Origin of the sequence: Frigoribacterium sp. PvP032, assembly GCF_017833035.1 — a bacterium.
Classification (GTDB): domain Bacteria; phylum Actinomycetota; class Actinomycetes; order Actinomycetales; family Microbacteriaceae; genus Frigoribacterium.
This window is the reverse complement of record NZ_JAFIBM010000001.1, coordinates 649,393-671,901: the sequence shown is the minus strand read 5'-3', so window position 1 is coordinate 671,901 and position 22,509 is coordinate 649,393. Positions and strand designations below refer to the sequence as shown.

19 protein-coding genes are annotated in these 22,509 nt (G+C 75.0%); 12 read left to right on the top strand and 7 right to left on the bottom strand.

Features of this window, described 5'->3' with window-relative positions:
- Positions 1-81 precede the first annotated feature (81 nt).
- The 3 genes from JOE35_RS03105 to JOE35_RS03095 are packed head-to-tail and all read left to right on the top strand — an operon-like array spanning position 82 to position 3,035.
- Positions 82-885, top strand: a complete 804-nt coding sequence (locus JOE35_RS03105) for a DUF998 domain-containing protein (RefSeq protein ID WP_209559815.1) — start codon at positions 82-84, stop codon at positions 883-885.
- A gap of 9 nt (positions 886-894) precedes the next feature.
- On the top strand, positions 895-2,220 hold the full coding sequence (locus tag JOE35_RS03100) for a sensor histidine kinase (RefSeq protein WP_209559814.1): 1,326 nt from the start codon (positions 895-897) through the stop codon (positions 2,218-2,220).
- Positions 2,217-3,035, top strand: coding sequence for a response regulator transcription factor (locus JOE35_RS03095; protein WP_307802916.1), 819 nt, complete (start codon positions 2,217-2,219; stop codon positions 3,033-3,035). The genes JOE35_RS03100 and JOE35_RS03095 overlap by 4 nt, the downstream gene beginning before the upstream one ends.
- A gap of 440 nt (positions 3,036-3,475) precedes the next feature.
- Here the strand turns inward: JOE35_RS03095 and JOE35_RS03090 are convergent, their stop codons facing one another.
- From JOE35_RS03090 to JOE35_RS03070, 5 genes are all read right to left on the bottom strand, one after another.
- A complete protein-coding gene (locus tag JOE35_RS03090; protein WP_307802915.1) occupies positions 3,476-5,365 on the bottom strand; it encodes an amidase family protein in 1,890 nt (629 codons plus the stop codon).
- Between the two features lie 74 nt (positions 5,366-5,439).
- Positions 5,440-6,252, bottom strand: a complete 813-nt coding sequence (locus JOE35_RS03085) for a cohesin domain-containing protein (RefSeq protein WP_209559812.1) — start codon at positions 6,250-6,252, stop codon at positions 5,440-5,442.
- A gap of 378 nt (positions 6,253-6,630) precedes the next feature.
- On the bottom strand, positions 6,631-8,127 hold the full coding sequence (locus tag JOE35_RS03080) for an MSMEG_0567/sll0787 family protein (protein ID WP_307802914.1): 1,497 nt from the start codon (positions 8,125-8,127) through the stop codon (positions 6,631-6,633).
- A 1-nt stretch (position 8,128) separates the two neighbouring features.
- Positions 8,129-9,244 (bottom strand): MSMEG_0568 family radical SAM protein, encoded by a 1,116-nt coding sequence (locus JOE35_RS03075; RefSeq protein ID WP_307802913.1) that lies wholly within the window; start codon positions 9,242-9,244, stop codon positions 8,129-8,131.
- Positions 9,245-9,256: 12 nt separating this feature from the next.
- Complete coding sequence (locus JOE35_RS03070; protein ID WP_123547142.1) at positions 9,257-9,793, bottom strand: MSMEG_0572/Sll0783 family nitrogen starvation response protein; 537 nt, start codon at positions 9,791-9,793, stop codon at positions 9,257-9,259.
- 270 nt (positions 9,794-10,063) lie between these two features.
- Between JOE35_RS03070 and JOE35_RS03065 the strand changes: the two genes are divergently transcribed.
- The 6 genes from JOE35_RS03065 to JOE35_RS03040 all read left to right on the top strand — a co-directional run bounded on the left by JOE35_RS03065 (position 10,064) and on the right by JOE35_RS03040 (position 16,352).
- The gene (locus JOE35_RS03065; RefSeq protein ID WP_209559811.1) at positions 10,064-10,975 is read left to right on the top strand and encodes a carbon-nitrogen hydrolase family protein; all 912 of its coding nucleotides are present in this window, start codon (positions 10,064-10,066) and stop codon (positions 10,973-10,975) included.
- A 1-nt stretch (position 10,976) separates the two neighbouring features.
- Positions 10,977-11,330 carry an MSMEG_0570 family nitrogen starvation response protein gene (locus JOE35_RS03060; RefSeq protein ID WP_245186247.1) on the top strand — a complete coding sequence of 118 codons (354 nt, stop codon included), beginning with the start codon at positions 10,977-10,979 and terminating at the stop codon, positions 11,328-11,330.
- Positions 11,327-12,661 carry an MSMEG_0569 family flavin-dependent oxidoreductase gene (locus JOE35_RS03055; protein WP_209559809.1) on the top strand — a complete coding sequence of 445 codons (1,335 nt, stop codon included), beginning with the start codon at positions 11,327-11,329 and terminating at the stop codon, positions 12,659-12,661. The genes JOE35_RS03060 and JOE35_RS03055 overlap by 4 nt, the downstream gene beginning before the upstream one ends.
- A gap of 9 nt (positions 12,662-12,670) precedes the next feature.
- On the top strand, positions 12,671-13,537 hold the full coding sequence (locus JOE35_RS03050; protein ID WP_245186036.1) for a carbon-nitrogen hydrolase family protein: 867 nt from the start codon (positions 12,671-12,673) through the stop codon (positions 13,535-13,537).
- 78 nt (positions 13,538-13,615) lie between these two features.
- Positions 13,616-14,749 (top strand): MSMEG_0565 family glycosyltransferase, encoded by a 1,134-nt coding sequence (locus JOE35_RS03045; RefSeq protein WP_307802912.1) that lies wholly within the window; start codon positions 13,616-13,618, stop codon positions 14,747-14,749.
- Positions 14,706-16,352, top strand: coding sequence for an AMP-binding protein (locus JOE35_RS03040; RefSeq protein ID WP_209559807.1), 1,647 nt, complete (start codon positions 14,706-14,708; stop codon positions 16,350-16,352). The genes JOE35_RS03045 and JOE35_RS03040 overlap by 44 nt, the downstream gene beginning before the upstream one ends.
- Before the next feature lie 205 nt (positions 16,353-16,557).
- On the opposite strand, the gene JOE35_RS03035 is transcribed toward JOE35_RS03040, so the two are convergent.
- On the bottom strand, positions 16,558-17,244 hold the full coding sequence (locus tag JOE35_RS03035) for a hypothetical protein (RefSeq protein ID WP_209559806.1): 687 nt from the start codon (positions 17,242-17,244) through the stop codon (positions 16,558-16,560).
- Positions 17,241-17,570 (bottom strand): hypothetical protein, encoded by a 330-nt coding sequence (locus JOE35_RS03030; protein WP_209559805.1) that lies wholly within the window; start codon positions 17,568-17,570, stop codon positions 17,241-17,243. Before JOE35_RS03030 ends, JOE35_RS03035 begins: the two co-directional genes overlap by 4 nt.
- Before the next feature lie 338 nt (positions 17,571-17,908).
- On the opposite strand from JOE35_RS03030, the gene JOE35_RS03025 reads away from it, so the two are divergent.
- The 3 genes from JOE35_RS03025 to JOE35_RS03015 all read left to right on the top strand — a co-directional run bounded on the left by JOE35_RS03025 (position 17,909) and on the right by JOE35_RS03015 (position 22,346).
- Positions 17,909-20,179: a serine hydrolase gene (locus JOE35_RS03025; protein ID WP_209559804.1), complete on the top strand. Its 2,271-nt coding sequence runs from the start codon at positions 17,909-17,911 to the stop codon at positions 20,177-20,179.
- Positions 20,180-20,244: 65 nt separating this feature from the next.
- Complete coding sequence (locus tag JOE35_RS03020; RefSeq protein ID WP_307802911.1) at positions 20,245-21,666, top strand: histidine kinase; 1,422 nt, start codon at positions 20,245-20,247, stop codon at positions 21,664-21,666.
- Positions 21,663-22,346, top strand: a complete 684-nt coding sequence (locus JOE35_RS03015; RefSeq protein WP_209559802.1) for a response regulator transcription factor — start codon at positions 21,663-21,665, stop codon at positions 22,344-22,346. Before JOE35_RS03020 ends, JOE35_RS03015 begins: the two co-directional genes overlap by 4 nt.
- The last annotated feature ends 163 nt before the right edge of the window (positions 22,347-22,509 follow it).

Here is a 22,509-nt window from a genome sequence, read left to right as displayed (position 1 = left end):
TGGTACCCAGGTGCTACGTAGACGTCGGGCGTGCACCACGGGCCGACGCGGTCGGGGCGGGGCTCTTCTTAGCGTCGGGACATGGCTTCCACCGTGTCCCGCACCTCACCGTCCGCAGCCCGCCCGACCGGCGGCGCGACCGCCTCCGGCAGTGCGCGCAGCACCACCTCCTGCACCACCTCCCGCACCGTCGCCGCGGGCGTCGGCAGTGCTCTCACGGCTGTCGCGCTCGTCCTGATCTGGGTCGCGCGCAGCCGGGTCGACCGGCCCGTGTACGTCAGCGAGCTCGGCGCCGACGGGGAGCCGACGGCCGCGCTGTTCGAGGCGGCGCTGCTGCTCGTCGTCGCCGGCGGGCTGCTCGTCGCGTGGGCGGCGCGGGGGCTGCGCGCCGGGCGGGGCATGCGGGCCGCGGGGCGCCTCCTCGGGGCCTGGACGGTGTCGACGTCGATCGCGACCGCGTCGGGGCTGTTCCTGGTGGCGTCGCAGGTGCCCTGCACGGCGGGCTGCCCGCTGCCCGTCGGCGCGACCTTCACGGTGCAGGACCTCGTCCACACGACCTCGGCCGTGCTCGCCTTCACGGCGGCCTGCGTCGCGATGCTGCAGGCGTCGTTCGTCGCCGGACGTCGCCGCCTGCGAGTGCTCTCGATGCTGAGCGGCGTCTCGGTGGCGCTGATCGCGGCAGCCGGCGGGCTGCTCTCGCTGCTGCGCGTCGGCACCGACGTCGGGGGCGTCCTCGAGCTCGTCGCCACGACGATCGCGATCGGCTGGCTGATCGTGCTCGGGGTCTCGACGCTGGGGACCGGCTCGCAGACAGGCCCGGTGCGAGGCCGCAGCCACCCCGCGGAGGCCGACCGCACCCGCGCCTCCGTCCGGGCCGCTGCGTAGAGTCGGACCATGCCCGACAGCCCCCGCCCGCCGGGCGCCGTGCGCCGCTGGGCCGTGTCGCGTCCGACCGTCGTGGACGCCCTCGTCGCCCTCGGCTACCTGCTCGTCAGCGGCACGAGCCTCGCGCTCGTCTGGCTCGCCACCGGCACCGGCCGGCCGCTCGGCGTCGACGTCGTCCTCGGCGCAGGGGTCGTCGTCTCGGCAGCCGCGCTGCTCGTGCGGCGCCGGCGCCCCTGGCTGACCTTCGCGGTCGTGACCGTCGCCACGGCCGTCGCCGCGCTCGTCGACGGCGGGCTCGACCCGCTCGCCGTCTGCCTCGCCCTCTACGCCCTCGCCGTGCACCGCTCGGTCCGGGCTGCCTGGATCGGTCTCGGCGTCTCGGCCGCCGTCGTCGTGCTGGTCGCGGTGCTGTCGAGGGTCGTCCTCGGGGAGGCGACGGGCGCCTCCTTCGTCACGGTGCTGCTCCTGCTCGTCGCCGTGCTGATCGGCTCCGACGTCGGCTCCCGTCGACGACGGCTGGAGGCGCTGGTCGAGCGCGCAGAGCGCCTCGAGCGCGAGCGCGACCAGCAGGCGCGGCTCGCCACCGCGGCCGAGCGTGCGCGCATCACCCGCGAGGTGCACGACATCGTCTCGCACGGCATCTCCGTGATGGTCACGCTCGCCGAGGGCGCCGACGCCCTCGCCCGAAAGGACTCGGCCAGGTCGCAGGAGGCGGTGGCCGAGATCGTGCAGGTCGGCCGGCGGTCGCTCGGCGACATGCGTCGGCTGCTCGGGGCGCTGGGCGACGACGACGACCTGTCGGCGGCAGGCGTCGCCGACGGGTCGGCGGCGGCAGCGAACGGAGCAGCAGCCGGAGCCGGAGCTGGAGCCGAGCTCCCGGCGCAGCCCCTGCCGGGGATCGACCAGCTGCCCGAGCTGGTGGCCTCGTTCCGGGCCGCGGGGCTGCCGGTGGTGGTCGAGTCGCGGGGCGTGCCTGCCGCCTCCGAGGCCCTGCAGACGGCCGTGCACCGGATCGTGCAGGAGTCGCTGACGAACGCCCTCCGGCACGCCGGCTCGCCGAGCCGGGTGCTCGTCGAGCTCGACTGGGGCGAGGAGGTGTCCGTGACGGTGACCGACGACGGGACCGGCCGTCGGGAGGGCGCAGCCGACGGAGACGATGGGGCGGACGCCGCTCCGCCGCTGGCGGGCGCGGGCCGCGGCCTCGTCGGCATGCGCGAGCGCGCGAGGATGTACGGCGGCACCGTCGCGGCGGGGCCGCTTCCGGGCGACGGTGACGGCAGCGGCGGCGGCTGGCGCGTCGCCGTCGTGCTGACCGACACGGAGGAGGCGCGGTGACCGACATCAGGATCCTGCTCGTCGACGACCAGGAGCTGGTCCGGCGCGGCATGGCGATGATCGTCGACTCGACCGACGACCTCGTCGTCGTCGGCGAGGCGGCGACCGGCGAGGAGGCGGTGGTCCAGGCCGCGGACCTGTCGCCCGACGTGGTCGTCATGGACGTCCGCATGCCCGGCATCGGCGGCATCGAGGCGACCCGGCGGATCGTCCGCGAGACGCCCGCGAGCCGTGTGCTCATCCTCACGACGTTCGACCTCGACGAGTACGCCTTCGCGGGGCTGCGGGCAGGGGCGAGCGGGTTCCTCGTGAAGAGCGCGCCGCGGGCCGAGCTACTCGCGGGCATCCGGTCGATCGCCGTGGGCGACGCCGTCGTCTCGCCGCGGGTCACGCGGGCGGTGCTCGACGTGGCGCTGCCGCGCCTCCCCCGCGGCGCCGGCGGTGCTGGCGGCAGTGCCGGCGGCGGAGCCGGTGCCGGTGGCGGTGCTGGTGGCGGTGCTGTCGGCAGTGCAGGCGGCCATGCCGGCGTCGGCGCGGGCGCAGGCGCAGGTGCCGGTGGCGGTGCCGGGGCCGGGGCCGGGGCCGACCTCAGCGGCGGGGCCGCCGCCTCCTCGAGCCCGTTCGCGGCGCTCACCGAGCGCGAGCACGACGTGTTCCTCGCGGTCGCGCAGGGCCTCAACAACGCCGAGATCGCCGCGCGGCTCGTCGTCAGCGAGTCCACGGTCAAGACGCACGTGGGCCGGGTGCTCGCCAAGCTCGACCTGCGCGACCGTGTTCAGGTCGTGATCCTCGCGTACGAGCACGGCCTCGTCTGAGGCGCGCCCGCCCGCGCGGCGCCCGCTGCGCCCGCGCGCGGCGCCCCCCCGCCCGCGCGCGCGCGTCGCAGGCCGCTGCACCCCTCGGACCCGCGCACACCCTCGAGCGCGCCGGGGGGTCCGCGCGGGTTCGAGGGGTCCGGGTGCACGCGGGGGCGCGGGCGCCCGAGCTACACCCCCAGACCCGCGCTGAACCACGCGTTCCAGGGGTGTAGCGCCGGTTCGGGGGTGTAGCTCGCCAGTCGGCCAGGCTTCGCGCAGGAGGCGGGGCCTCCGCACCCGCGGAACCCGCGCACACCCCCGAGCGCGCCGAGGGGTCCGCGCGGGTTCGAGGGGTCCGGGTGCACGCGGGGGCGCGGGCGGCGCGCGGGAGCCCGCACGCAGGGAACGGGCCCCGTCCTGCGGACGGGACCCGCGCCTCCTGCGGCTCAGGCCAGGGCTCAGCCCGCCGGCAGCGGCCCGTACAGGCTCGGCGACGTGCGCCCCTGCGGCGTCCCCGCCGTGGCCTGCTCGAACGCGTAGGCGAGGCCGAGCAGGTCGCCCTCGGCGTAGTCCCGCCCGAGGAACTCGAGGTTCACGCCGGCGCCGGTGATGGTGCCGTCGGCCGCGGTCGCCTGCCCCATCGGCACCGTCACGGCCGGCATGCCCGTGTTCGGGCTGAGGCGCATGTTCGTGCTGAACGACGAGTACGGGTTGCCCGACGGGTAGATCAGCGTGTCGAGGTCCTGGGCGTCGAGCATCGCCGTGACCAGGGTGTGCCCGTTCGCGATGGCCGTGGTGTGCGTGCCGCTCGGGCCCGCCCAGCCCTGGTAGGTCGCCTCGGTGACGGCGTCGCGCGAGCGGTAGGTGCCCGCCCGCGACGGGACGAACTTGCCCGAGGCCAGCACGCCCTGCAACGAGCGCGCCTCGACGTTCGGCGCCAGGTGCTTCGCGACGTAGGCGTCCAGGTCGTGCTTGAACTCGTTCGTGCTGCCGCTGCTCTCGGCGAGCACGGCCGCGAACCCGGCCGGCGGCGTCGCGATCGGGACGATGGTCGCGCCCTGCGCCTGCAGGGTGACGAGAGCCTCCGCGAAGAGCCGCGACGTGGTCGGGTTCGTGCTGACCATCGACGTCACGTAGCCGATGCGGGTGCCGGCGAGGGCGTCCGCGTCGAGGAAGCTCGTGTACGACTCCGGCACGAGGCCCTGCTGCTCGGCGGTGACCGGGTCGGCGGCGTCGACGCCGGTCACCGAGTCGAGGGCCACGGCGGCGTCGGTGACGCTGCGGGCGATCGGTCCGCCGGTGTCCTGCGAGAGCGCCAGCGGGATGATGCCGTCGCGGCTGGCGAGGCCCACCGTCGGACGGACGCCGACGAGCTGGTTGTACGACGACGGGATGCGGATCGAGCCGCCCGTGTCGGTGCCGAACCCGATGCCGGCGAGGTTCGCCGCGATCGCCGCGCCGGTGCCGCCGCTCGAGCCGCCGGCCGTCTGGCTGGTGACGTAGGGGCTGGCGACGAGGGTGCTCGTGCCGGCGGGCTGGTACGACGAGAACTCCGACGCGAAGCCGAACGCGAACTCGTCGAGGCTCGCCTTGGCCAGGATGACGGCGCCCGACGCGCGGAGCCCCGCGACCATCGCCGCGTCGGTCGAGGTCTGGTTGCCGTCCCAGCAGCCGCAGCCGCCGGTGGTCGGCATGTCGACGGTGTCGTAGTTGTCCTTCACCGCGATCGGCACGCCGAGCAGCATGTCGGTCATCCCGTCGGAGGCGCGGGTCGCGTCGGCCTCGGCGGCCGCGGCGAGCGCGACCCCGCTGGTCGTGATGATCGAGCGCAGCGGACGACCGGTGGACGCCGGGTCGACCTTGGCCGTGTCGTAGGCGGCGATGCGGTCGAGGTAGTCCTGCGTCAGCTCGACCGAGGTCGTGACCCCGGCGTTCATCGCGGCCTGCATCTCGACGACCGACGCCTCGACGATCTCGAAGGGGCCGTCGTCGTAGACGATGCGCTGCGACAGGGCGGCGACGTCGGAGACGGTGATGACCCCGTCGGCGTCCGTGTCGGCGACCGACACCTGACCCCACGCCGAGGAGGCGCTGGTCGCCCCGAGCGCGGAGCTCAGCACCTCGAGGTCGTCGGCCGTGACCTGGCGGTCGTCGGTCAGGTCGAGCTCGACCCAGTACGGGGCGAGGAACGTGCCGGCGGCGGGCGCGGGCGCGACGGCCGCAGCAGCAGCAGCAGCAGCAGCAGCAGCGTCGGCGGCGTTCGCGGCCGGCACGGCCACGAGGCCGCCGAGCGCCAGGGCGCAGGTGACGGTGGTCGCGGCGAGGGCGCGGCGTCGGGGGGCTGTCACGGGGGTGGTCCTCCAGGAGGTGGGCGAGGCGGGCAGGAGAGAGGTGCGGCGGCGAGCGCCGGGGCGCGGCGCGCTCATCGGGTGCCCGCCGAGCGGCGACGACGCACCTGGGCGACGACCACGGCGGCGACGCCCGCGAGCAGCACGGCGGCGCCCGCGAGGATGCCGGGCAGCACCTCTGCTCCGGTGAAGGCGAGGGGCCCCGAGGCCGAGGAGGCGCTGGCCGCGCTCGACGTGGGCGAGGGCACCGGCGCGGTGCCGCCTCCTGCAGGCGTGCTCGGGTCGGGCACCGGCACGGGTGCCGGGTCGACCGGGGGCACGGCCGCGGCGGTCACCGCGAGGGGCGCCGCGGACGGCGCCGCGAGCGTCGTCGTCAGTCCCTCGGACGAGACGAGGGTGACCGAGGAGAACCCGAGCGTGCCGTCGCCGGCGCCGATCGCGGCGAACTGCAGGTCGACGGCGAGGTCGCCCGCGAGCTCGGGCGAGGTGCCGAGCCGGGTGTGCGTGACGGTGAGGGTGCCGTCCTGCTCGTCGACCGCGTCGAAGCCGCCGTCGGGAGCGGTCGCGCTGCCGTCGACGTAGTCGAGCACGGCGGGGTCGTAGTCGACCACGAGCTCGTAGGCGTAGACGGCGCTGGTGCCGGTCAGCGCGATCGACGCGTCGACGACGTCGCCGACCGTGGCGGTGGCCGGGGCCGTGATCGACCCGGACGTGATCCCGGGCGCGATCGGGGCGGGCGCGGCGAGGGCCGGGGTCGCGGCGAGGGCGACCGAGCCGACGGCCAGCGCTCCGGCGGCGAGGGTCCGGGCACAGAGGGATCGGGCGATGACGCCGCGAGCAGCCGCGGACTGTCGGGGGCGTGCTGGACGCCGGGTGGTGTGCTGCATCGGGGCAGGTTCCTTCGGTCGAGGTCGAGCGCGGCTCGACGTCGGCTGCGAGGCGGGGAACGCTGCTCGGACGCACGGCCGGGCTGCACGACGAGGCCGACGGGACGGCCTCGTGCCTCGCAGATCGCCGTCGGTCCGCTCGTGTGGATCACACGGTCCACACCGTATTCATCGGGTGTTTCCAGCAGACGCGCAGTGTCGTTACGGTCGTGTTTCCCGTCGGGTGTCGCAGAGCGCCGGCCGTCCGCACCCGCGAGGCCCGCGCGCACCCGCGAGCGCGCCGAGGGGTGCGCGCGGGTTCGAGGGGTCGGGGCGGCGGTCAGCGGGCGGCGGTCAGGGGGCAGCGGGCAGCGGGCAGCGGGCAGCAGCGCGCGCCGCTCAGGCGGGGCCGAGGCCCGTCACGCCGCCGCTGACCGCACGCGTGACCTCGCCGTCGGGCCACCGCAGGGCGACTCCGCGCTGCAGCGACAGCTCGCCGATCTCGGCCGTGACCGCGTGGGGCGAGTGCATCCGCGACTCCCCTGGCCGGTCGGCGGTCACCATGCCGAAGCCGGGGAAGCAGCTCAGCCAGTCCCCCACGGTCACGTGCGAGGAGCCCGAGCCAGACGAGGCAGCTGCCCCCGAGGAGGCGCCTCCCGGCCTGGGCACGGACGCCACGTCGACGACGGCGCCGTACCCGCTCGCCTCCGCGAGCATCCCGACGGTGCCGACGATGCCGGCCATGCTGACGTCCTTCGCCGCGGCGGGACGTGCCCGTGCGACGGTGCCCGCGAGGTCGCGCAGCTCGTGCGAGCGGCGCCCCTCGGTCGAGTTCCACTGGCTGCCGTGGTGCTCCTCCCGCCACGAGCCGCTCACGTCGACCGTGAGGCTGAGGGCGTCGCCGTACCGGCCGCCTCCGCCGGGCACGGGGTGCGTGGTCCGGCCGAGGGCCGTGACGCTGAGCGCGGCGGGCACCCCGACCTGCGTGTGCCCGCCGAGCAGCGGCACGCCCCAGGCCTCGGCGCCGCGGCGCACCCCGGCGAGCACCCGTCGGACGAACGCCGCGTCGCGGCCCGCGACCGCGTCGAGCAGCCCGACGGGCGCGGCGCCCATCGCGCTGAGGTCGTTCACGTTGACGAGCACGCCGCACCAGCCGGCCCACTCGGGGTCGCGCTCGACCATCGAGGGCAGGATCGCGTCGCAGGCCGCGACGACGTCGGTGCCCGGCACGGGCGCCCCGTCGTCGCCGACCCAGCCCGCGCCTCCCAGGGAGCCGTCGGGCGACGCCGCCCACGCGGTGTGCGGCTCGAGCACGGCCTCGAGCACCGACTTCGTCGCGTCGACGAGCCGCTGGTGCCGGTCGATCGGCCAGCGCATCCGGAGGTGGTCGACGCCGCCGATCACGCAGCGGCCGGTCTGCTCCCAGCCGAGACGCCGGAACAGCACCGACGAGCGCACCTGCACGGTCGCGTCGAAGCGGAGCACCCCGAGCTGCTCGGCGAGCGCCGACGCGGCCCGGACGAGTGCCGACCCGACGCCGAGGGCGCTCCGGGCCGACGGCGCGACGACGAGCCGCGAGCCCGTCCACCAGCCGATGTCCTCCGAGCCGACGGGCGCGAGGCGCACCCCGCCGACGACGCCTCCGCCGGCCCGGGCGACGAGCACGACGGTGCGCGGGTCGTCGTCGAGCTCGTCGCGGTCGGTGCCCTCGAACAGCCCCTGCTCGTCGACGAACGCGTCGCGCCGCAGCCGCCGGTACGCCTCGACCTCGGCGCGGTCCGCGACCCCCACGATGAACTCCGCGGCGGGCGGAGCGGCGGGCTGAGCCGCGAGCTGGGCGGCGGGCGGCGTGACGACCCGCGGCCCCATCAGCGCGGGCACGTCGAGCAGCGCCACGTCAGCCCCCGGCCGTCTGCAGCGCCGAGCACGCGCCGCACGCCGCGCAGCCGGCCTTCTGGTCGGTGCCCTTCATGCCGGCCGCGATCAGCGCCTCCGACACCCGGAAGGTGATGTCGTGCAGCACCGAGCCGTGCGGCGCGGGCACGTGGTCGACGTCGGTCGCAAGCGTCCCCCGCAGCGGACGGAACGGCACGATGAACGGGTAGACGCCCATGTCGATCAGCTCCTGGGCGCCGGCGACCATCTCGTCCGGGTCCTCGCCGAGGCCGACGAGCAGGTAGGTCGACACCTGGTTGCGGCCGAAGACGCGCACGGCCTCGCGCCACGCGGCCCGGTACTCGTCCATCGACACGCGCGACTTGCCCGGCATCCAGCGGCGGCGCACGTCGTCGTCCATCGACTCGACGTGGATGCCGATCGAGCGCGCGCCGGCCTCCCACAGGTCGGTGATGGTGGCGAGGTCGCCCGGCGGCTCGCACTGCACCTGGATCTCGAGCTCCGGCACCACGGCCTTGATCGCACGCACGCAGCGGGCCAGGTGCGTCGCGCCGCGGTCGCGCCCCTTCGAGGTGCCGGTGGTCATCACCATCTGCTCGACGCCGTCCAGTCGCCAGGCGGCCTCGGCCACCTCCGCGATCATCGACGGCGTCTTGACGGCGACGGTCGCGCCGGCGTTCAGCGACTCCTCGATCGAGCAGAACCGGCAGCGCTCGGCGACGTCGTAGCGCACGCAGGTCTGGACGACGGTGGTCGCCAGCACCTTGGCCCCGTGGAGGCGCGCGATCGCCTCGTAGGAGACGCCGTCGGCCGTCGCCAGGTCGTAGAACCGGGGGCGGGCCACCGGCGTGACCTCGATGCCCGTGTCCTCGCCGTCGAGCAGCAGTCGCCCGTCGTCGACGAGGTACGGGCTGTCCTGGCTCTGCGGGATCGCGGACTGCAGGCCCTGGAACAGCACGTGTCCGTCGTCGCTCGGACCAGCGCCTCCTTCCCGGTGCACGGGGGCGGCGACCCGGATGCCGCGGATGGCGACGTCGACGCGGGTGGAGAGCGCCCCGCCGTTCGAGATGCCGACGGCACCGCGCGCGGGGGCCTGCGGCTCGTTCGTGATCGTCACGCGGTCACCGGCTCAGACCATGTAGGTGCTGTTGATGATGGCGCCCTTGCGGGCGTAGTGGATGACGGCGTCCTGCACGTCGAGGGGGTGGCACGGGATCACGCCGGCGATCAGGTCCTCCTCGCGGTTGCCGTGCAGCGCGAGGCCGAAGCGACAGCAGAACACCGTCCCGCCCTCGGCGATGAACGTCTCGAGCGCGTTGTTGATGTTGTTCTCGCCGGGGAACCCGTCCGAGCCCGTCGTCGGGAACCCGCGGTTGGCGATGCAGTTCATCGAGCCGGGGCCGTAGAAGTAGAGCACGCTCGTGAAGCCCTTGCGGAGGGCCCTGGTCGCCTGCAGCACGGCGACGAAGCTCACCGACGACTCGTGGGCGATGCCGTGCACGAGCTGGAAGTAGTGCTCGTCCTTCGTGGCCGTGTAGTCGGGGAAGATCTTGGTCGAGCCGTAGATGTTGCTCCCCTTCGGCAGCGAGGGGTGCGCGATCTCGTTGCGGGAGATCTCGATGTTGTCGAGGACCTGCTGGTCGAAGTCGATGTCGTTGTCGCTCATGGTGCGGGCTCCTTGCGGGGTCGGGACGAGACGGTGCCGGTCGAACTGCGGTGCCTGGATCTGGTCCCGAGTCTTCGACCGCCGTGTTGCAGGCGGATTACGAGGATTCGCCGTTTTGTTTCGGCGGCGCGGATCGTGCCTCTCTATTGCGGCCCCGACCTGCGACACGAGTTCTTATTCCGGCTGTAACCAATCGGAAACAGGTCCTGGCGTCTGATGGACGCACCGCAGGAACCTGCGCCACCGCCTCCACCGACCAGAGGAGACACGATGTCGACGACCGTCGCCGCCGTCTCGGCGAACTTCACCCGGGACCTCGACCAGAACTACGAGCTCATCGAGACCCTCGTCGGCGAGGCGAGGGCGGCCGGCGTGCAGCTGCTCGTCTTCCCCGAGGCCGCGATCGGCGGCTACCTGTCGTCGCTCGGCAACCACGGCGACACCCTCAAGACCACGACGCGCTCGCTGCCCCCGGCGGTCGCGCTCGACGGCCCCGAGCTGCGCCGCGTGCAGCAGCTCGTCGGCGACATGGTCGTCTGCATCGGCTTCTGCGAGCTCGCCGCCGACGGCGAGACGCGCTACAACGCCGCGGTCTGCCTCGACGGGAGCCAGATCTACGGCTCGTACCGCAAGGTGCACCAGCCCCTCGGCGAGGCGATGTCGTACTCGGCCGGCGACGTCTACGAGGCCTTCGACACCCCCGTCGGCCGCCTGGGCATGCAGATCTGCTACGACAAGGCGTTCCCGGAGGCGGCCCGGTCGCTGGCCCTGGACGGCGCGGAGATCATCGTCAGCATGTCGGCCTGGCCCGTGGCCCGCACGGCCACCGCCGAGAACCTGCAGGACGACCGCTGGACGTACCGCTTCAACCTGCTCGACACTGCCCGCGCGCTCGACAACCAGGTCTTCTGGATCGCCTCGAACCAGGCCGGCACCTTCGGCTCGCTCCGCTACGTGGGCAACGCGAAGGTGGTCGACCCCGGCGGCGTCGTGCTCGCCACGACCCTGCTCGAGGCGGGCCTCGCGATCGCCGAGATCGACGTCGAGGGCACGTTCCGGGCGATGCGCGGCGGCATGTTCCACCTGCGCGACCGGCGGCCCGACGCGTACCGCACCGGCGAGGCCGAGGCGGCGTCCGCCGCTGGCCGGAGCATCGCCGAGGGGAGCCTCGCCCGTGCCTGAGATGACCTTCCAGGTGCGCTGGCCCGACGGCTCCGAGACGTCGTGCTACTCGCCCAGCCTCGTGATGCACGACTGGCTCGCGCCCGGCGCCGAGTACCCGCTAGCCGAGTTCGTCGACCGCTCGACGACCGCGTTGCAGATCGCCAGCCAGCGCGTCGCCGCGGCCTACGGCTTCGCCTGCACCTCCGCGATGCAGCAGCAGGCCGAGATCGTCGCGATCGCGGCGACGCACGCAGGAGGCGCGGTGCGGGTGCTCGAGATGCACCCGCCGCTGCCTGCCCCGGCGACCGCAGCCGCGCCTCCTGCAGGATCGTCTGCGACGATCGTCGCGAGCGCCTCGGGATCGTCGTCGTGACCGCCCCGCGCCGCGTCGTCGACGGCACGCACGTCGAGGTCGCCGTCGTCGGCGGCGGCCAGGCGGGGCTCTCGATCAGCTGGCACCTGACGCGCCAGGGAGTCGACCACGTCGTCCTCGAGCGCGACACGATCGCCCACGACTGGATCGACCGCCGCTGGGACGCCTTCACGCTCGTGACCCCGAACTGGCAGTGCGTGCTGCCGGGCTTCGCCTACGACGGCGACGACCCCGACGGCTTCATGGGCCGCGACGAGGTGCACGCCTGGATCCGCCGGTACGCCGCCTCCTTCGACGCCCCCGTCGTCGAGGGCGTGCTCGTCACCCGGCTGCGGGAGTCGGCCGCGGGCGGGTTCGAGGTCGTCACCGACCAGGGCACGATCGTCGCCGACCAGGTCGTGCTCGCCACCGGCGGCTACCACCGGCCGGTGCTGCCGGCGGTCGCCGCGGGGGTGTCGGACGACGTCGTGCAGGTGCACTCCGCCGACTACCGCTCGCCGCAGGCGCTGCCCGAGGGCGGCGTGCTCGTCGTCGGCTCCGGCCAGTCGGGCGCCCAGATCGCCGAGGACCTGCACCTCGCCGGGCGCCAGGTGCACCTCGCGCTCGGCTCGGCTCCTCGCTGCGCCCGCTTCTACCGCGGGCGCGACTGCATCGCCTGGCTGAGCGACATGGGCGTCTACGACATCCCGGTGCAGGCCCAGGTCGGCGGCCTCACCAAGCGCGAGTCGACCAACCACTACATGACCGGTCGCGACGGCGGCCGCGACATCGACCTGCGAGCGTTCGCGCTCGAGGGCATGCGGCTCTACGGCCGGCTGACCGGCGCCGAGGGCACCGCGCTGACCTTCAGCCCGACCGCGGAGGCGTCGCTCGACCACGCGGACTCGGTGATGGAGTCGATCAAGACCGACATCGACCGGTTCATCGAGCGCACCGGCGTCGACGCGCCCGTCGAGCCGCGCTACGTGCCGGTCTGGCGACCCGAGGCCGAGGTGACGGGCCTCGACCTCCGCGAGGCGGGCATCACGAGCGTCGTGTGGTCGGCCGGGTTCGAGGCCGACTGGTCGTGGGTGCAGGTCGGGGTCTTCGACGGAGGCGGCACCCCGACCCACCAGCGCGGCAGCACCACCGCGCCGGGCCTGCACTTCCTCGGGCTGCCGTGGCTGCACACCTGGGGGTCGGGGCGCTTCGAGGCGATCGCCCGCGACGCGGCGCACGTCGCCGAGAGCATCGCGGCGCGGGCGGGGCGGTCGGGACGCGCGGAGCCGGCGGGTCGGTCGTCGCTCGAGGGCCGGTCCGTGCTCGCGGAGGAGGCCGTGGCCGCGGGCTAGCCTGACGCCATGGCCGAGATCACGATGGGAGCCGTCGCCGCGCACTTCGGCCGGGACGTCGAGCGGACGCTCGCGAAGCTGCCCGGCATGGTCGAGCAGGCGCGCGCCCGCGGGGTCGACCTGCTCGTGCTGCCCGACGCGACCGTGGGCGGGTACCTGCTCGACCTCGTGCATCCTGGCGGCGCCTCCTCGGATCCGGATTCCCTGCTGCCGCCCGCGGTCGAGATCGACGGGCCCGAGGTGCAGGTCGTCGCCGACCTCGCCGGCGACATGACGGTCTGCTTCGGCGTCACCGAGCGGGCCCTCGAGGGCGGCGAGGACGTCCGCTACAACAGCGCCGTCTGCGTGCAGGGCGGCCGCGTGCTCGGCTCGCACCGCAAGGTGCACCTGCCCCTCGGCGAGTCCGAGGTGTACCGCGCCGGCACCGGGTTCGTCCCGGTCGACACCCCCGTCGGCCGCCTCGGCCTGATGATCGACTTCGACAAGACGTTCCCCGAGTCGTCGCGCACCCTGGCGCTCGCGGACGCCGAGCTGCTCGTCTGCCTGAGCGCCTGGCCGGCCAGCGTCACGGACCGTTCGGACCGCCTCCGGAACGACCGCCAGGCCCACCTCTTCGACCTCTACGACTGCGCCAGGGCCGCCGAGAACCAGCTCTGGCTCGTGTCGTCGAACCAGACGGGGGTGCTCGGCGGGCTGAGGTTCCTCGGGCAGGCGAAGGTCGTCGACCCGGCCGGCGAGATCGTCGCCAAGACGTGGGCGAAGGGCGGCCTGGCCGTCGCCACGGCGGACGTCGCCGCCGACGCCGCTCGGGCCCGCCGCACCATGGACCACCTCCGCCAGCGCGTGCCGGCCGCCTACGAGAGCGGCCTGCGCTGATGCGGGCTGCGCTGATGCGGGCTGTGCTGATGCCGGCTGCGCGCTGATGCGGCCGGTGCGCTGATGCGGATCGCGCAGGTGACCTACTCGACGAAGCCGCGTGGCGGCGTCGTGCACGCACTGGCCCTGTCGGAGGCGCTGGCCCGGCGAGGCCACGACGTCACGGTCTGGACCCTCGGACGCGGCGGCGACCAGGCGTTCTTCCGCCGTGTCGACCCAGCCGTGCGCATCCGCGTGGTGCCGTTCGAGGCACGCGACGACGAGTCCGTCGGCGACCGCATCGCCCGGTCGATCGAGACGATGGGGGCCGCGTTCGCGGACGCCCGCGTGCGCGAGCAGCACGACGTCGTGCACGCGCAGGACTGCATCTCGGCCAACGCGGTCGGCCCGTGCCTCCGGACGATCCACCACCTCGACGAGTTCACGACGCCCGAGCTCGTGCGCTGCCACGACGAGGCGGTCCGCGGCCCGCTCGCCCGCATCTGCGTGTCCGCCGCCGTCGCCGCCGACGTCGAGCGCGGCTGGGGACTCACGCCGACGGTGATCCCGAACGGCGTCGACTCGGCGCGGTTCGCCGCGGCGGCCGGCCCCTCGGGCGACGGCGACCGGACACGCTGGCGCGACCGGCTCGGCGAGTACGTCCTGGCGCTCGGCGGCATCGAGCCGCGCAAGGGAAGCCTCGACCTGGTCGAGGCGTTCGCGCTGCTGCAGCGTCGCCGGCCCGACGTGCGCCTCGTCTTCGGCGGCGGCGAGACCCTGTTCGACTACCGCGACTACCGCGCCAGGGTCGACGCCCGCATCGCCGAGCTCGGCCTCGACCCCGTCGTGCTCGGCGTGGTCGACGACGACGAGCTGCCCTCGCTCGTGGCCGCCGCCGGCGCGCTCGCCTTCGTCTCGACCAAGGAGGGCTTCGGCCTCGCCGCGATGGAGGCCCTCGCCGCCGGCGTGCCCGTCGTCGCCCGCGACCTGCCGGTGCTGCGCGAGGTCTTCGGCCCGACGGTCGCCTACGCGGCCGACCCCCCGTCGATCGAGGAGGCGCTGGTCGCCGCGCTCGACGGGTCCGGCCCCGCAGCCGGTCCCGGCCGTGACCTCGCGGCGTCGCACTCGTGGGACGACGTCGCCCTGCTCCACGAGCAGTTCTACGAGGCCGTCGGCGGGGAGGGCGACCATGGCGCGGCAGTCGATCTCGCGCATCGTCACGGGGCTCGCTGAGGCCGACCCCGACCGCGTGGTGGCCCGCGACGACGCGGGGACGCTGACCGCCTCCCAGCTCGATCGCGCCTCCTCGGTGCTCGCCAGCGCCTACGTCGACCTCGGCGTCGGCCAGGACTCGCTCTTGACGGTCGCCCTGCCGAACACGGTCGAGATGATCGTCGTCTGCGCCGCGATCTGGAAGTGCGGGGCGACGCCGCAGCCGATCTCGCTCGGGCTCGACGCCGCGGAGCGAGCCGAGCTGGAGGCGCTGGTGCGGCCGGCGTTGGTGGTGGGGGTGCGGTCGGCGTGTGCGGGTGCGGGTGCGGGTGCCGGCGCGGGTGCTGGTGGCGCCGGTGCCGACGCGGCTGCTGGTGGCGCCGGTGCCGGTGGTGCCGGGGAGGTGCCGTGGGTGCCTGCGGGCTGGGCGCCTCCCCCGGTGGCCGGTGACGCGCCTCCTCTGCCGGACGCATGGGCCTCGAGCTGGAAGGCGCCGACCTCGTCGGGGTCGACCGGCCGGCCCAAGGTCGTGCTGGCGGCCGCGCCCGCGCTGCTCGACCCGTCGGTCGCCGTCGCGTCGTTCCTGCCGCGCGACCGGGTGCAGCTCGTCACCGGGCCGCTGACGCACTCGGCGACCTTCACGTACGCGTTCCGCGGGCTGCTGACGGGGCACGAGCTCGTGCTGCTGCCGCGCTTCGACGAGCGGCGGGTGCTTCGGGCGATCGCGGCGCACGGGGTGACCTGGGCGCTGCTCGTCCCGACGATGATGCACCGGCTGCTGCGCCTGCCCGCCGACGAACGCACCGCCGCCGACCTCTCGTCGCTCGAGACGGTGCTGCACCTAGGAGCGCCGTGCCCGCCCGACCTCAAGCGCCGGTTCATGGACTGGGTCGGTGCCGAGCGCGTCGTCGAGGTCTACGCCGGGAGCGAGTCGAACGGCGTCCTGTCGATCCGCGGCGACGAGTGGCTCGAGCACCCCGGCAGCGTGGGGCGGCCGGGCGGCGGCACGAGCGTCGCCGTCCGCTCGGCCGCCGGCGACGACCTGCCCGCGGGCACGGTCGGGCAGGTGTGGCTCCGGCGCGCGGGAGACCCGACGTACCGGTACCTCGGCGGCCGCTCCGCCCGGACCGAGGACGGCTGGGACACCCTCGGCGACCTCGGCCTCCTCGACGACGACGGGTGGCTGCACCTGGTGGACCGCGCCGACGACGTCGTGCTGCGCGGCGGCGTCAACGTGCACCCGACCGAGGTCGAGCGGGTGCTGGAGGCGCATCCCGCCGTGCGCGGCGCGGTCGCGTTCGGAGTCGCCGACGACGACCTCGGCCAGCGGATCGAGGCCGTGGTCGACGTGGCGGGCGTGGGTGCTGGCTCTGGTGCGGGTGCGGGTGCTGGTGCTGGTGCTGGTGCTGGTGCTGGTGCTGGTGCTGGTGCTGGCCAGGGTGCCGGTGCTGGCGGGTGTGCTGGTGCTGACGTGACCGCGGAGGTGCTGCTCGCGTGGGCGCGGCAGCGGCTGGACCCCGAGCGGCGTCCGGCTGCGCTGTGGCTCGTGGACGAGCCCGTGCGCGACGACGCCGGCAAGACCAGCCGCCGCGCGTGGGCCGCGCGCGCCGCGCGCCTGCGCTAGCCGCGCGCCGCTGCCGCACCGCTGCGCTGCGCGGCTCACGGCCGCACCCGTCGAACCCGCGCGCACCCTCGAGCGCGCGGAGGGGTCCGCGCGGGTTCGCCGGGTCCGCGCGGCCCCGGCGGGTCCGCGCGGGTTCGGCGGGTGCCGGCGGGTCAGCGCGTACCGCGGCTGCGGCTGCGGCTGCGGCGGGTGCGGCAGCGCGAGCTCACCAGGAGGCGGGCAGCGGCGCTCCGGGCGCGGGCGGGTGCTCCACGAGCGCGATCGCGTCGTGGAGGCCGATGTGCCCGGGGAAGTTGTAGCGGCCGAAGCGGCCCGTCGGGTCGTTCGACGAGGTCGGCATCGCGACGGCGGTGCGGCGGAGCGCCTCCGCGAGCACCCGGGTGGAGGTGCCGTCGAGGCGTGGGCCCCGCCGGTCGCGCAGGATGATCTCGACCCGCGCCTCCTTCGCGGTCAGGCGGAGCACGAGCACGTCCGACCGCAAGGCAGGGTCGAGCGGCACGAGTGCGCGGTCGACGTCGGCGAGCGCGACGGTGCGGCGGCTGCCGGCACGGAGCTGATCCGTGTCGAGGTTCACCCAGGGCTGTGGGTAGATCGCGTTCCGCACCGCCGTGACGACCCACATCAGGGCCGCGATCAGCACGGCGCCGAGCAGCAGGTTGCTCGGGAACGGCACGAGGCCGTCGAAGAACCGGCCGGCCTGCGCGCCGAAGTAGGCGATCATCGTGACGACGAAGACCGCGCTGTAGCCGGCCCACGACGACCACCAGCCGCGCTCGCCGATCCGCACCCAGCCGGAGGGGAGGGGTGCGTCGGGCTCGGGCTCGACGGGTGCGTCCGGTGCGCCTGGCTCGTCGGGTGCGGGCGTGCCGGTGTCGCCGGTGTCGCCGGTCATGCGGGGCTCTCGTCGGACGGCAGCCGGCGTACGTCGTCGTGCCGCCGCGGCCGCCGCACGCGCACGAGGCGGACGAGTCCCACGACGCCGACGACGAGGGTCGTCGCGAGGAGGACGCCCGCGCCGAGGGTCAGCGCGTTGCCCGCGATCAGCCGGACGGTGGACCAGTCCGGCTGCGGCACCGAGCTGTACCGGGCGGAGCCGCCGGCCGTGAGGTCGGTCCACCAGGTCAGGAGCACCGCGAGCCCGAGCATCACCGCACCGGCAGCGGCCAGCGCGACGGCGGCCCGCAGGAGGCGGCGGCCGGCCCGCGGAGTGATCGTCACGTCCCGACACTATTGCAGCGCGCCAGGGCGGGCCGCAGTGCGCAGCGCACTCCGCACCCGTCGAACCCGCGCGCACCCTCGCGCGCGCCGACGGGTCCGCGCGGGTTCGACGGGTGTGCGCGCGCAGGACGCGTGCCGCACGTGTCGCATCGGGTTCCGAGCATCGCGTCTCGTCATGGCAGGACGTGATGCTCGGAACGTGATGCGACAGCCCGAGCAGCGAGCAGGAGGCGGGCGGCAGGAGGCGGAGGTCGAGACCTCGCCTGCGACTCAGGTCGCAGGCGAGGTCCCGACCTGCGCACGCTGTGCCCCGGCGCCCGACCGGCGAGCGTGGAGGCATGACATCGACACCCCTCCACGACCCGCAGCGGACGGGCCTCCGCGCCCGCCGCCTCCTGCCCCGACTCGCCGCCGCAGCGGCCGTCGTCGCCCTCGCCGTGCCGCTCGCCGCGTGCTCCGCGGGCGCGGCCGACGCGTCCGGCACCGCATCCGGCACCGCGGCCGGCTCCGCGACCGGCGCGACCTCCCGGACGTCCGAGCCCGCGCCTCCTGCGGCCCCCCAGCGCCAGCCCGGCGGCCACTCCCTGACGCAGGACGACGTCGACGCCTGGCTCGACGGCGCGCTCGGCTCGGCGCTGCAGACGACCGGCATCCCCGGCGCGACGGTCTCGGTCGTCTCCGACGGGCAGCTGCTCACCGCACGCGGCTACGGCCTCGCCGACACCGGCACGGACGGCGACCCGACCCGCCCGGTCGACCCCGACGACACCCTGTTCCGCATCGGCTCCGTCTCGAAGGTGGTCTCGGCGACCGCGATCATGCAGCTCGTCGAGGCAGGGAAGCTCGACCTCGACGCCGACGTGCAGCAGTACCTCGACTTCGACCTCGACACCCCGGAGGGCGCGATCACGCTGCGCCACCTGCTGACCCACACGGCCGGCTTCGAGGAGGTGATCGCCGGCCTGATCGGCACCCCCGGCAGCGAGCAGACGCTGCGTGAGGCGGTGACGACCGCTCCCCCGGCGCAGGTCTACGAGCCCGGCACGACTCCCGCGTACTCGAACTACGGCGCCACGCTGGCCGGCTACGTCGCCGAGCGGGTGAGCGGGAAGCCGTTCGCCGAGCTGGTGCAGGAGCAGGTCCTCGAGCGTGCAGGGATGACCTCGTCGACCTTCGAGCAGCCCCTGCCCGAAGACCTGCAGGCCCGGCTCGCGAAGGGCTACCCGGACGACTCGGCGCCGTCCGTGCCGACCGAGGTCGTGAACGCGGCACCCGCCGGGGCGATGTCGGCCACCGCGACCGACATGGCGCGCTTCATGCTCGCGCACCTGGGCGACCTGCCCGCCGAGCAGTCCCTGCTCGAGCCCGCGACCCTCGACGAGATGCACCGCCCCGCGCTCGGCGCCGACCAGCTCGGCACCCTCGCCGTCGGCCAGCGCATGGACCTCGGCTTCTTCGACGACAGCACCCCCGGCGTGCCGGCCTTCGGGCACGACGGCGACACGACGGTGTTCCACAGCGCGATGCGGATGTTCCCCGAGGCCGACGCGGGCATCTTCGTGTCGTTCAACGCCTCGGGACGCACCCCGACCGCCACCCTCGACCTGCGCACGACGCTGCTGCAGGGCTTCGCGGACCGGTACCTGCGCGACGCCTCGGCTGAGGCCGACCTCGCGGGGACCGGGGCGGACACGGTCGCTGCTGCGGCTGATCCGTCTCGAGACGGATCAGCCGCACGAGACGCCGGCCCCTCCTCAGCGACGTCGGACGGGTCGGACGAGACCGCAGGAGGCGCGGGTCAGCTCGACAGCGCCGCCGCGGCCGCCGCGATGGCCGGCACGTACACCTCCTCCCGCTCGCCGGTCACGAACCCGGGCGCGCTCCTCGCGCTGAGCGGGCAGACGACGATCGTGCCTCGCTCTGACGGCACGATCGCGGTGACCCCGAAGCCGCTCTCGACCACGACCGGCGTGTACGAGCTGGTGGACGAGCACCTGTGGCGCGAGGTCGGCGGCGACGCCGTGCTCGCGACGCGGACCGCCGGCGAGGGCGACAGAACCGGCGCTGGCGCGGACGACGCGGACGCGACCGTCCAGGCGATCTCGTGGGGCGCCTCCTTCACCATGCTGCGGGCGCAGCCCTGGCAGGTCGCCTCGACGGCCCTGCCGCTCGTGCTCGCCGCGGTCGCGGTGCTGCTCGTGTCGGTGGTCGCGTGGCCGACCGCCGCGCTCGTCGGGCTCGGCCGCCGTACCGGACGCCGCGACCTCGTCGCCGCACGCCGTCCCGAGACCGGTCGACGCCGCCGTGCGCTGCTGCTGTCGCGGCTCGGTCAGGCCTCCGTGCTGCTCGCCCTCGTCGGCTGGGCGATCACGGCCGTGCAGGCCATGGCTTTCCAGGAGGTGTCGGCCGGGTCGATGCGCGTGCTGCAGGTGTTCCAGCTGCTGGGCGTCGTCGCGATCGTGCCCGCGGCCGTCGCCGCCGTGCAGGCCGTGCGCGAACGCCGCGGCTGGGCCTCGGTGACCGGGCGCGTGCTCGTCGTCGCGGCGCTCGTCGTGCTGGCCGTGTTCGCAGTCACGTGGCGTCTCCTCTCCCCGAGCGTGAGCTTCTGATGACCCGTCCACAGGGAGGTGCGCCCCGCGACCACGAGGTCGATGCCACCTGGCATGCTCGGGACGTGACCACCTCCTCCTCCGCCTCCCTCGCCGCCGTCGCCGGTCTGCCCGGCGCGGCGGAGCACGAGGGGTCGGGGCCGGGCTTCGCCGCGACGCGCCGGCTGCTCGCCCGGGTCGGGGTGCGGACGCCGTTCGGCCGGGACGTCGTGCTGGCCGCGGTGTGGACGATCGTGACCGTCCTCCTGCTCGCCGCGCTCGTGGGCGTGGGCGAGTTCTCGGGCGCCTCGCGCAGCGTCCCCGTCGCCCAGGTCGTGGCGGTGCTCGTGCTCGCCGTCGTGCAGTGCGTCCCCCTGGCGTTCCGCCGACGGTCGCCGGTCGCGACGCTGCTGGCGATCAGCGTCGTCCAGGCGGGCCTCCTGACGGTGCTGCCCACGGGGCTCGCGGTCTGGACGTCCGCGCCCGTCGTCGCCGCCTACACGGTGGGCACCATCCTGTCGACGCGGGCTGCCGTCGGCTGGCTGCTGGTCGCGGTCGGCCTCGAGACGGCCGGTGCCGTGGTCGGCGCGACGGGCGCCGTCAAGCAGCTCCTGGGCGCCGAGCCGGGGCTCGGCGGCCTCGGCGGGGTCGACGGGCTCAGCCCCGTCGGCGCCGCCGTCGAGGCGCTCGCCCTCGTGGCGACGGCCGTCCTCGTGAACGGGATCAGCGCCTCCGTCGGCTCGTGGGTCGCCCTGCGACGTCGGCACGAGGCCGACAGCCGGGCTCGGGCCGCCGAGTCGGTCGAGCACCACGAGACGCTGACCCGGTCGGCCGTCGCGGCGGAACGCACGCGCATGGCCCGCGAGCTGCACGACATCGCGGCGCACCACCTCACCGGCCTCGTCGTGCAGGCGGGGGCCGCCGAGCGCCTCGTCGACGTCGATCCCGAGCGCGCGAAGGAGTCGCTCCGCAGCGTCCGGTCGCAGGGGCGCGAGACGCTCGACTCGCTGCGGTCGATCGTGGGGATCCTGCGCGAGACGGGCGACGACGCCACCGGCACGGCTCCGGTGCCCGGGCTGCGCGACGTCGGCGAGCTCGTCGCGGCGGCCCGGGCGGTCGGCACCGTCGTCGACGAACGGGTCGAGGGCGCCCCGCCCTCGCTGGCGCCGCTCGCCGACGTCACGGCCTACCGCACCGTGCAGGAGGCGCTGGCCAACGCCCGCAGGCACGCCCCCGGCGCGCGGGTGCTGCTGACCACGACCGCACGACCCGGGCGGCTCGTGCTCGTCGTCGAGAACGAGGTGCCCCGCGTCCCGGTGAGCTCCGCGCCTGCCGGGTACGGGCTGGTGGGGATGCGCGAGCGCGCCGCCCTGGTCGGCGGGGTGCTCGAGGCCGGCGCCGTCGAGACGGACGCGAGCACGTGGCGCGTACGGCTCGAGCTGCCGGTCGAGAGGGAGCCCGACTCCGCTGCTGCCGGGGCCGCCGGGACTGCCGGGGCCGTCTCGTGATCCGCGTCGTGCTGGTCGACGACCAGTCGATCGTGCGGGCCGGGTTCCGCATCGTGCTCGAGACCGCCGGGGGGATCGAGGTCGTGGGCGAGGCCTCCGGCGGCCGTGAGGGCGTCGAGGTCGTGCAGCGCACCCGCCCCGACGTCGTCGTGATGGACGTGCGGATGCCCGGCGGCGACGGCATCGAGGCGACCCGGGCGATCACGGGCGCCGCGTCGGCGGGGGCGCAGTCGTCGGCGCCCGGCGACGAACGGAGGGGTCCTGCCGTCCTCGTCGCGACGACGTTCGACCTCGACGAGTACGTGTTCGGCGCCCTCGAGGCGGGGGCGAGCGGCTTCGTCCTCAAGGACGCGGAGCCCGACGAGTTCGTCGCCGCCGTCCGCGCGCTGGCGTCGGGGCACGCCGCGATCGACGGCGCCACCACCCGCCGCGTCATCGCGGAGTTCACGCGACGGCGGGCCGCCTCCTCGACGGGGGTCTCGGCCGACGTGCTGACGCCGCGCGAGCAGGAGATCGTCCGGCTGCTCGGCGAGGGCCTGTCGAACGACGAGATCGGTGCCCGCCTCGTGATCGAGACGAGCACGGTCAAGTCGCACCTGACCAGGGTCATGACGAAGCTCGACACCCGCGACCGGCTGCAGACCGTCGTCTGGGCCTGGCGCTCGGGCCTGCTCCGCTGAGCCCGCTCCGCTGAGCCTGCGCCTGCACCTGCGCCTGCGCGCGGCGACAGCACACGACGGGCGAGTTCGTCGGGGGCGGGCCGTCACGACCGCCCGCCCCCGTCGAACTCGCCCGCCCTCAGGGGCGGAAGCGGGCGACGTCGAGACCGGAGGCCGATGATGG

Excerpts from the sequence above, each read along its gene's own strand:
- JOE35_RS03105 (WP_209559815.1), top strand. The coding sequence starts at position 82 with ATGGCTTCCACCGTGTCCCGCACCTCACCGTCCGCAGCCCGCCCGACC.
- JOE35_RS03100 (WP_209559814.1), top strand. The coding sequence starts at position 895 with ATGCCCGACAGCCCCCGCCCGCCGGGCGCCGTGCGCCGCTGGGCCGTG.
- JOE35_RS03085 (WP_209559812.1), bottom strand. The coding sequence starts at position 6,252 with ATGCAGCACACCACCCGGCGTCCAGCACGCCCCCGACAGTCCGCGGCT.
- JOE35_RS03070 (WP_123547142.1), bottom strand. The coding sequence starts at position 9,793 with ATGAGCGACAACGACATCGACTTCGACCAGCAGGTCCTCGACAACATC.
- JOE35_RS03065 (WP_209559811.1), top strand. The coding sequence starts at position 10,064 with ATGTCGACGACCGTCGCCGCCGTCTCGGCGAACTTCACCCGGGACCTC.
- JOE35_RS03060 (WP_245186247.1), top strand. The coding sequence starts at position 10,977 with ATGACCTTCCAGGTGCGCTGGCCCGACGGCTCCGAGACGTCGTGCTAC.
- JOE35_RS03050 (WP_245186036.1), top strand. The coding sequence starts at position 12,671 with ATGGCCGAGATCACGATGGGAGCCGTCGCCGCGCACTTCGGCCGGGAC.
- JOE35_RS03040 (WP_209559807.1), top strand. The coding sequence starts at position 14,706 with ATGGCGCGGCAGTCGATCTCGCGCATCGTCACGGGGCTCGCTGAGGCC.
- JOE35_RS03035 (WP_209559806.1), bottom strand. The coding sequence starts at position 17,244 with ATGACCGGCGACACCGGCGACACCGGCACGCCCGCACCCGACGAGCCA.
- JOE35_RS03025 (WP_209559804.1), top strand. The coding sequence starts at position 17,909 with ATGACATCGACACCCCTCCACGACCCGCAGCGGACGGGCCTCCGCGCC.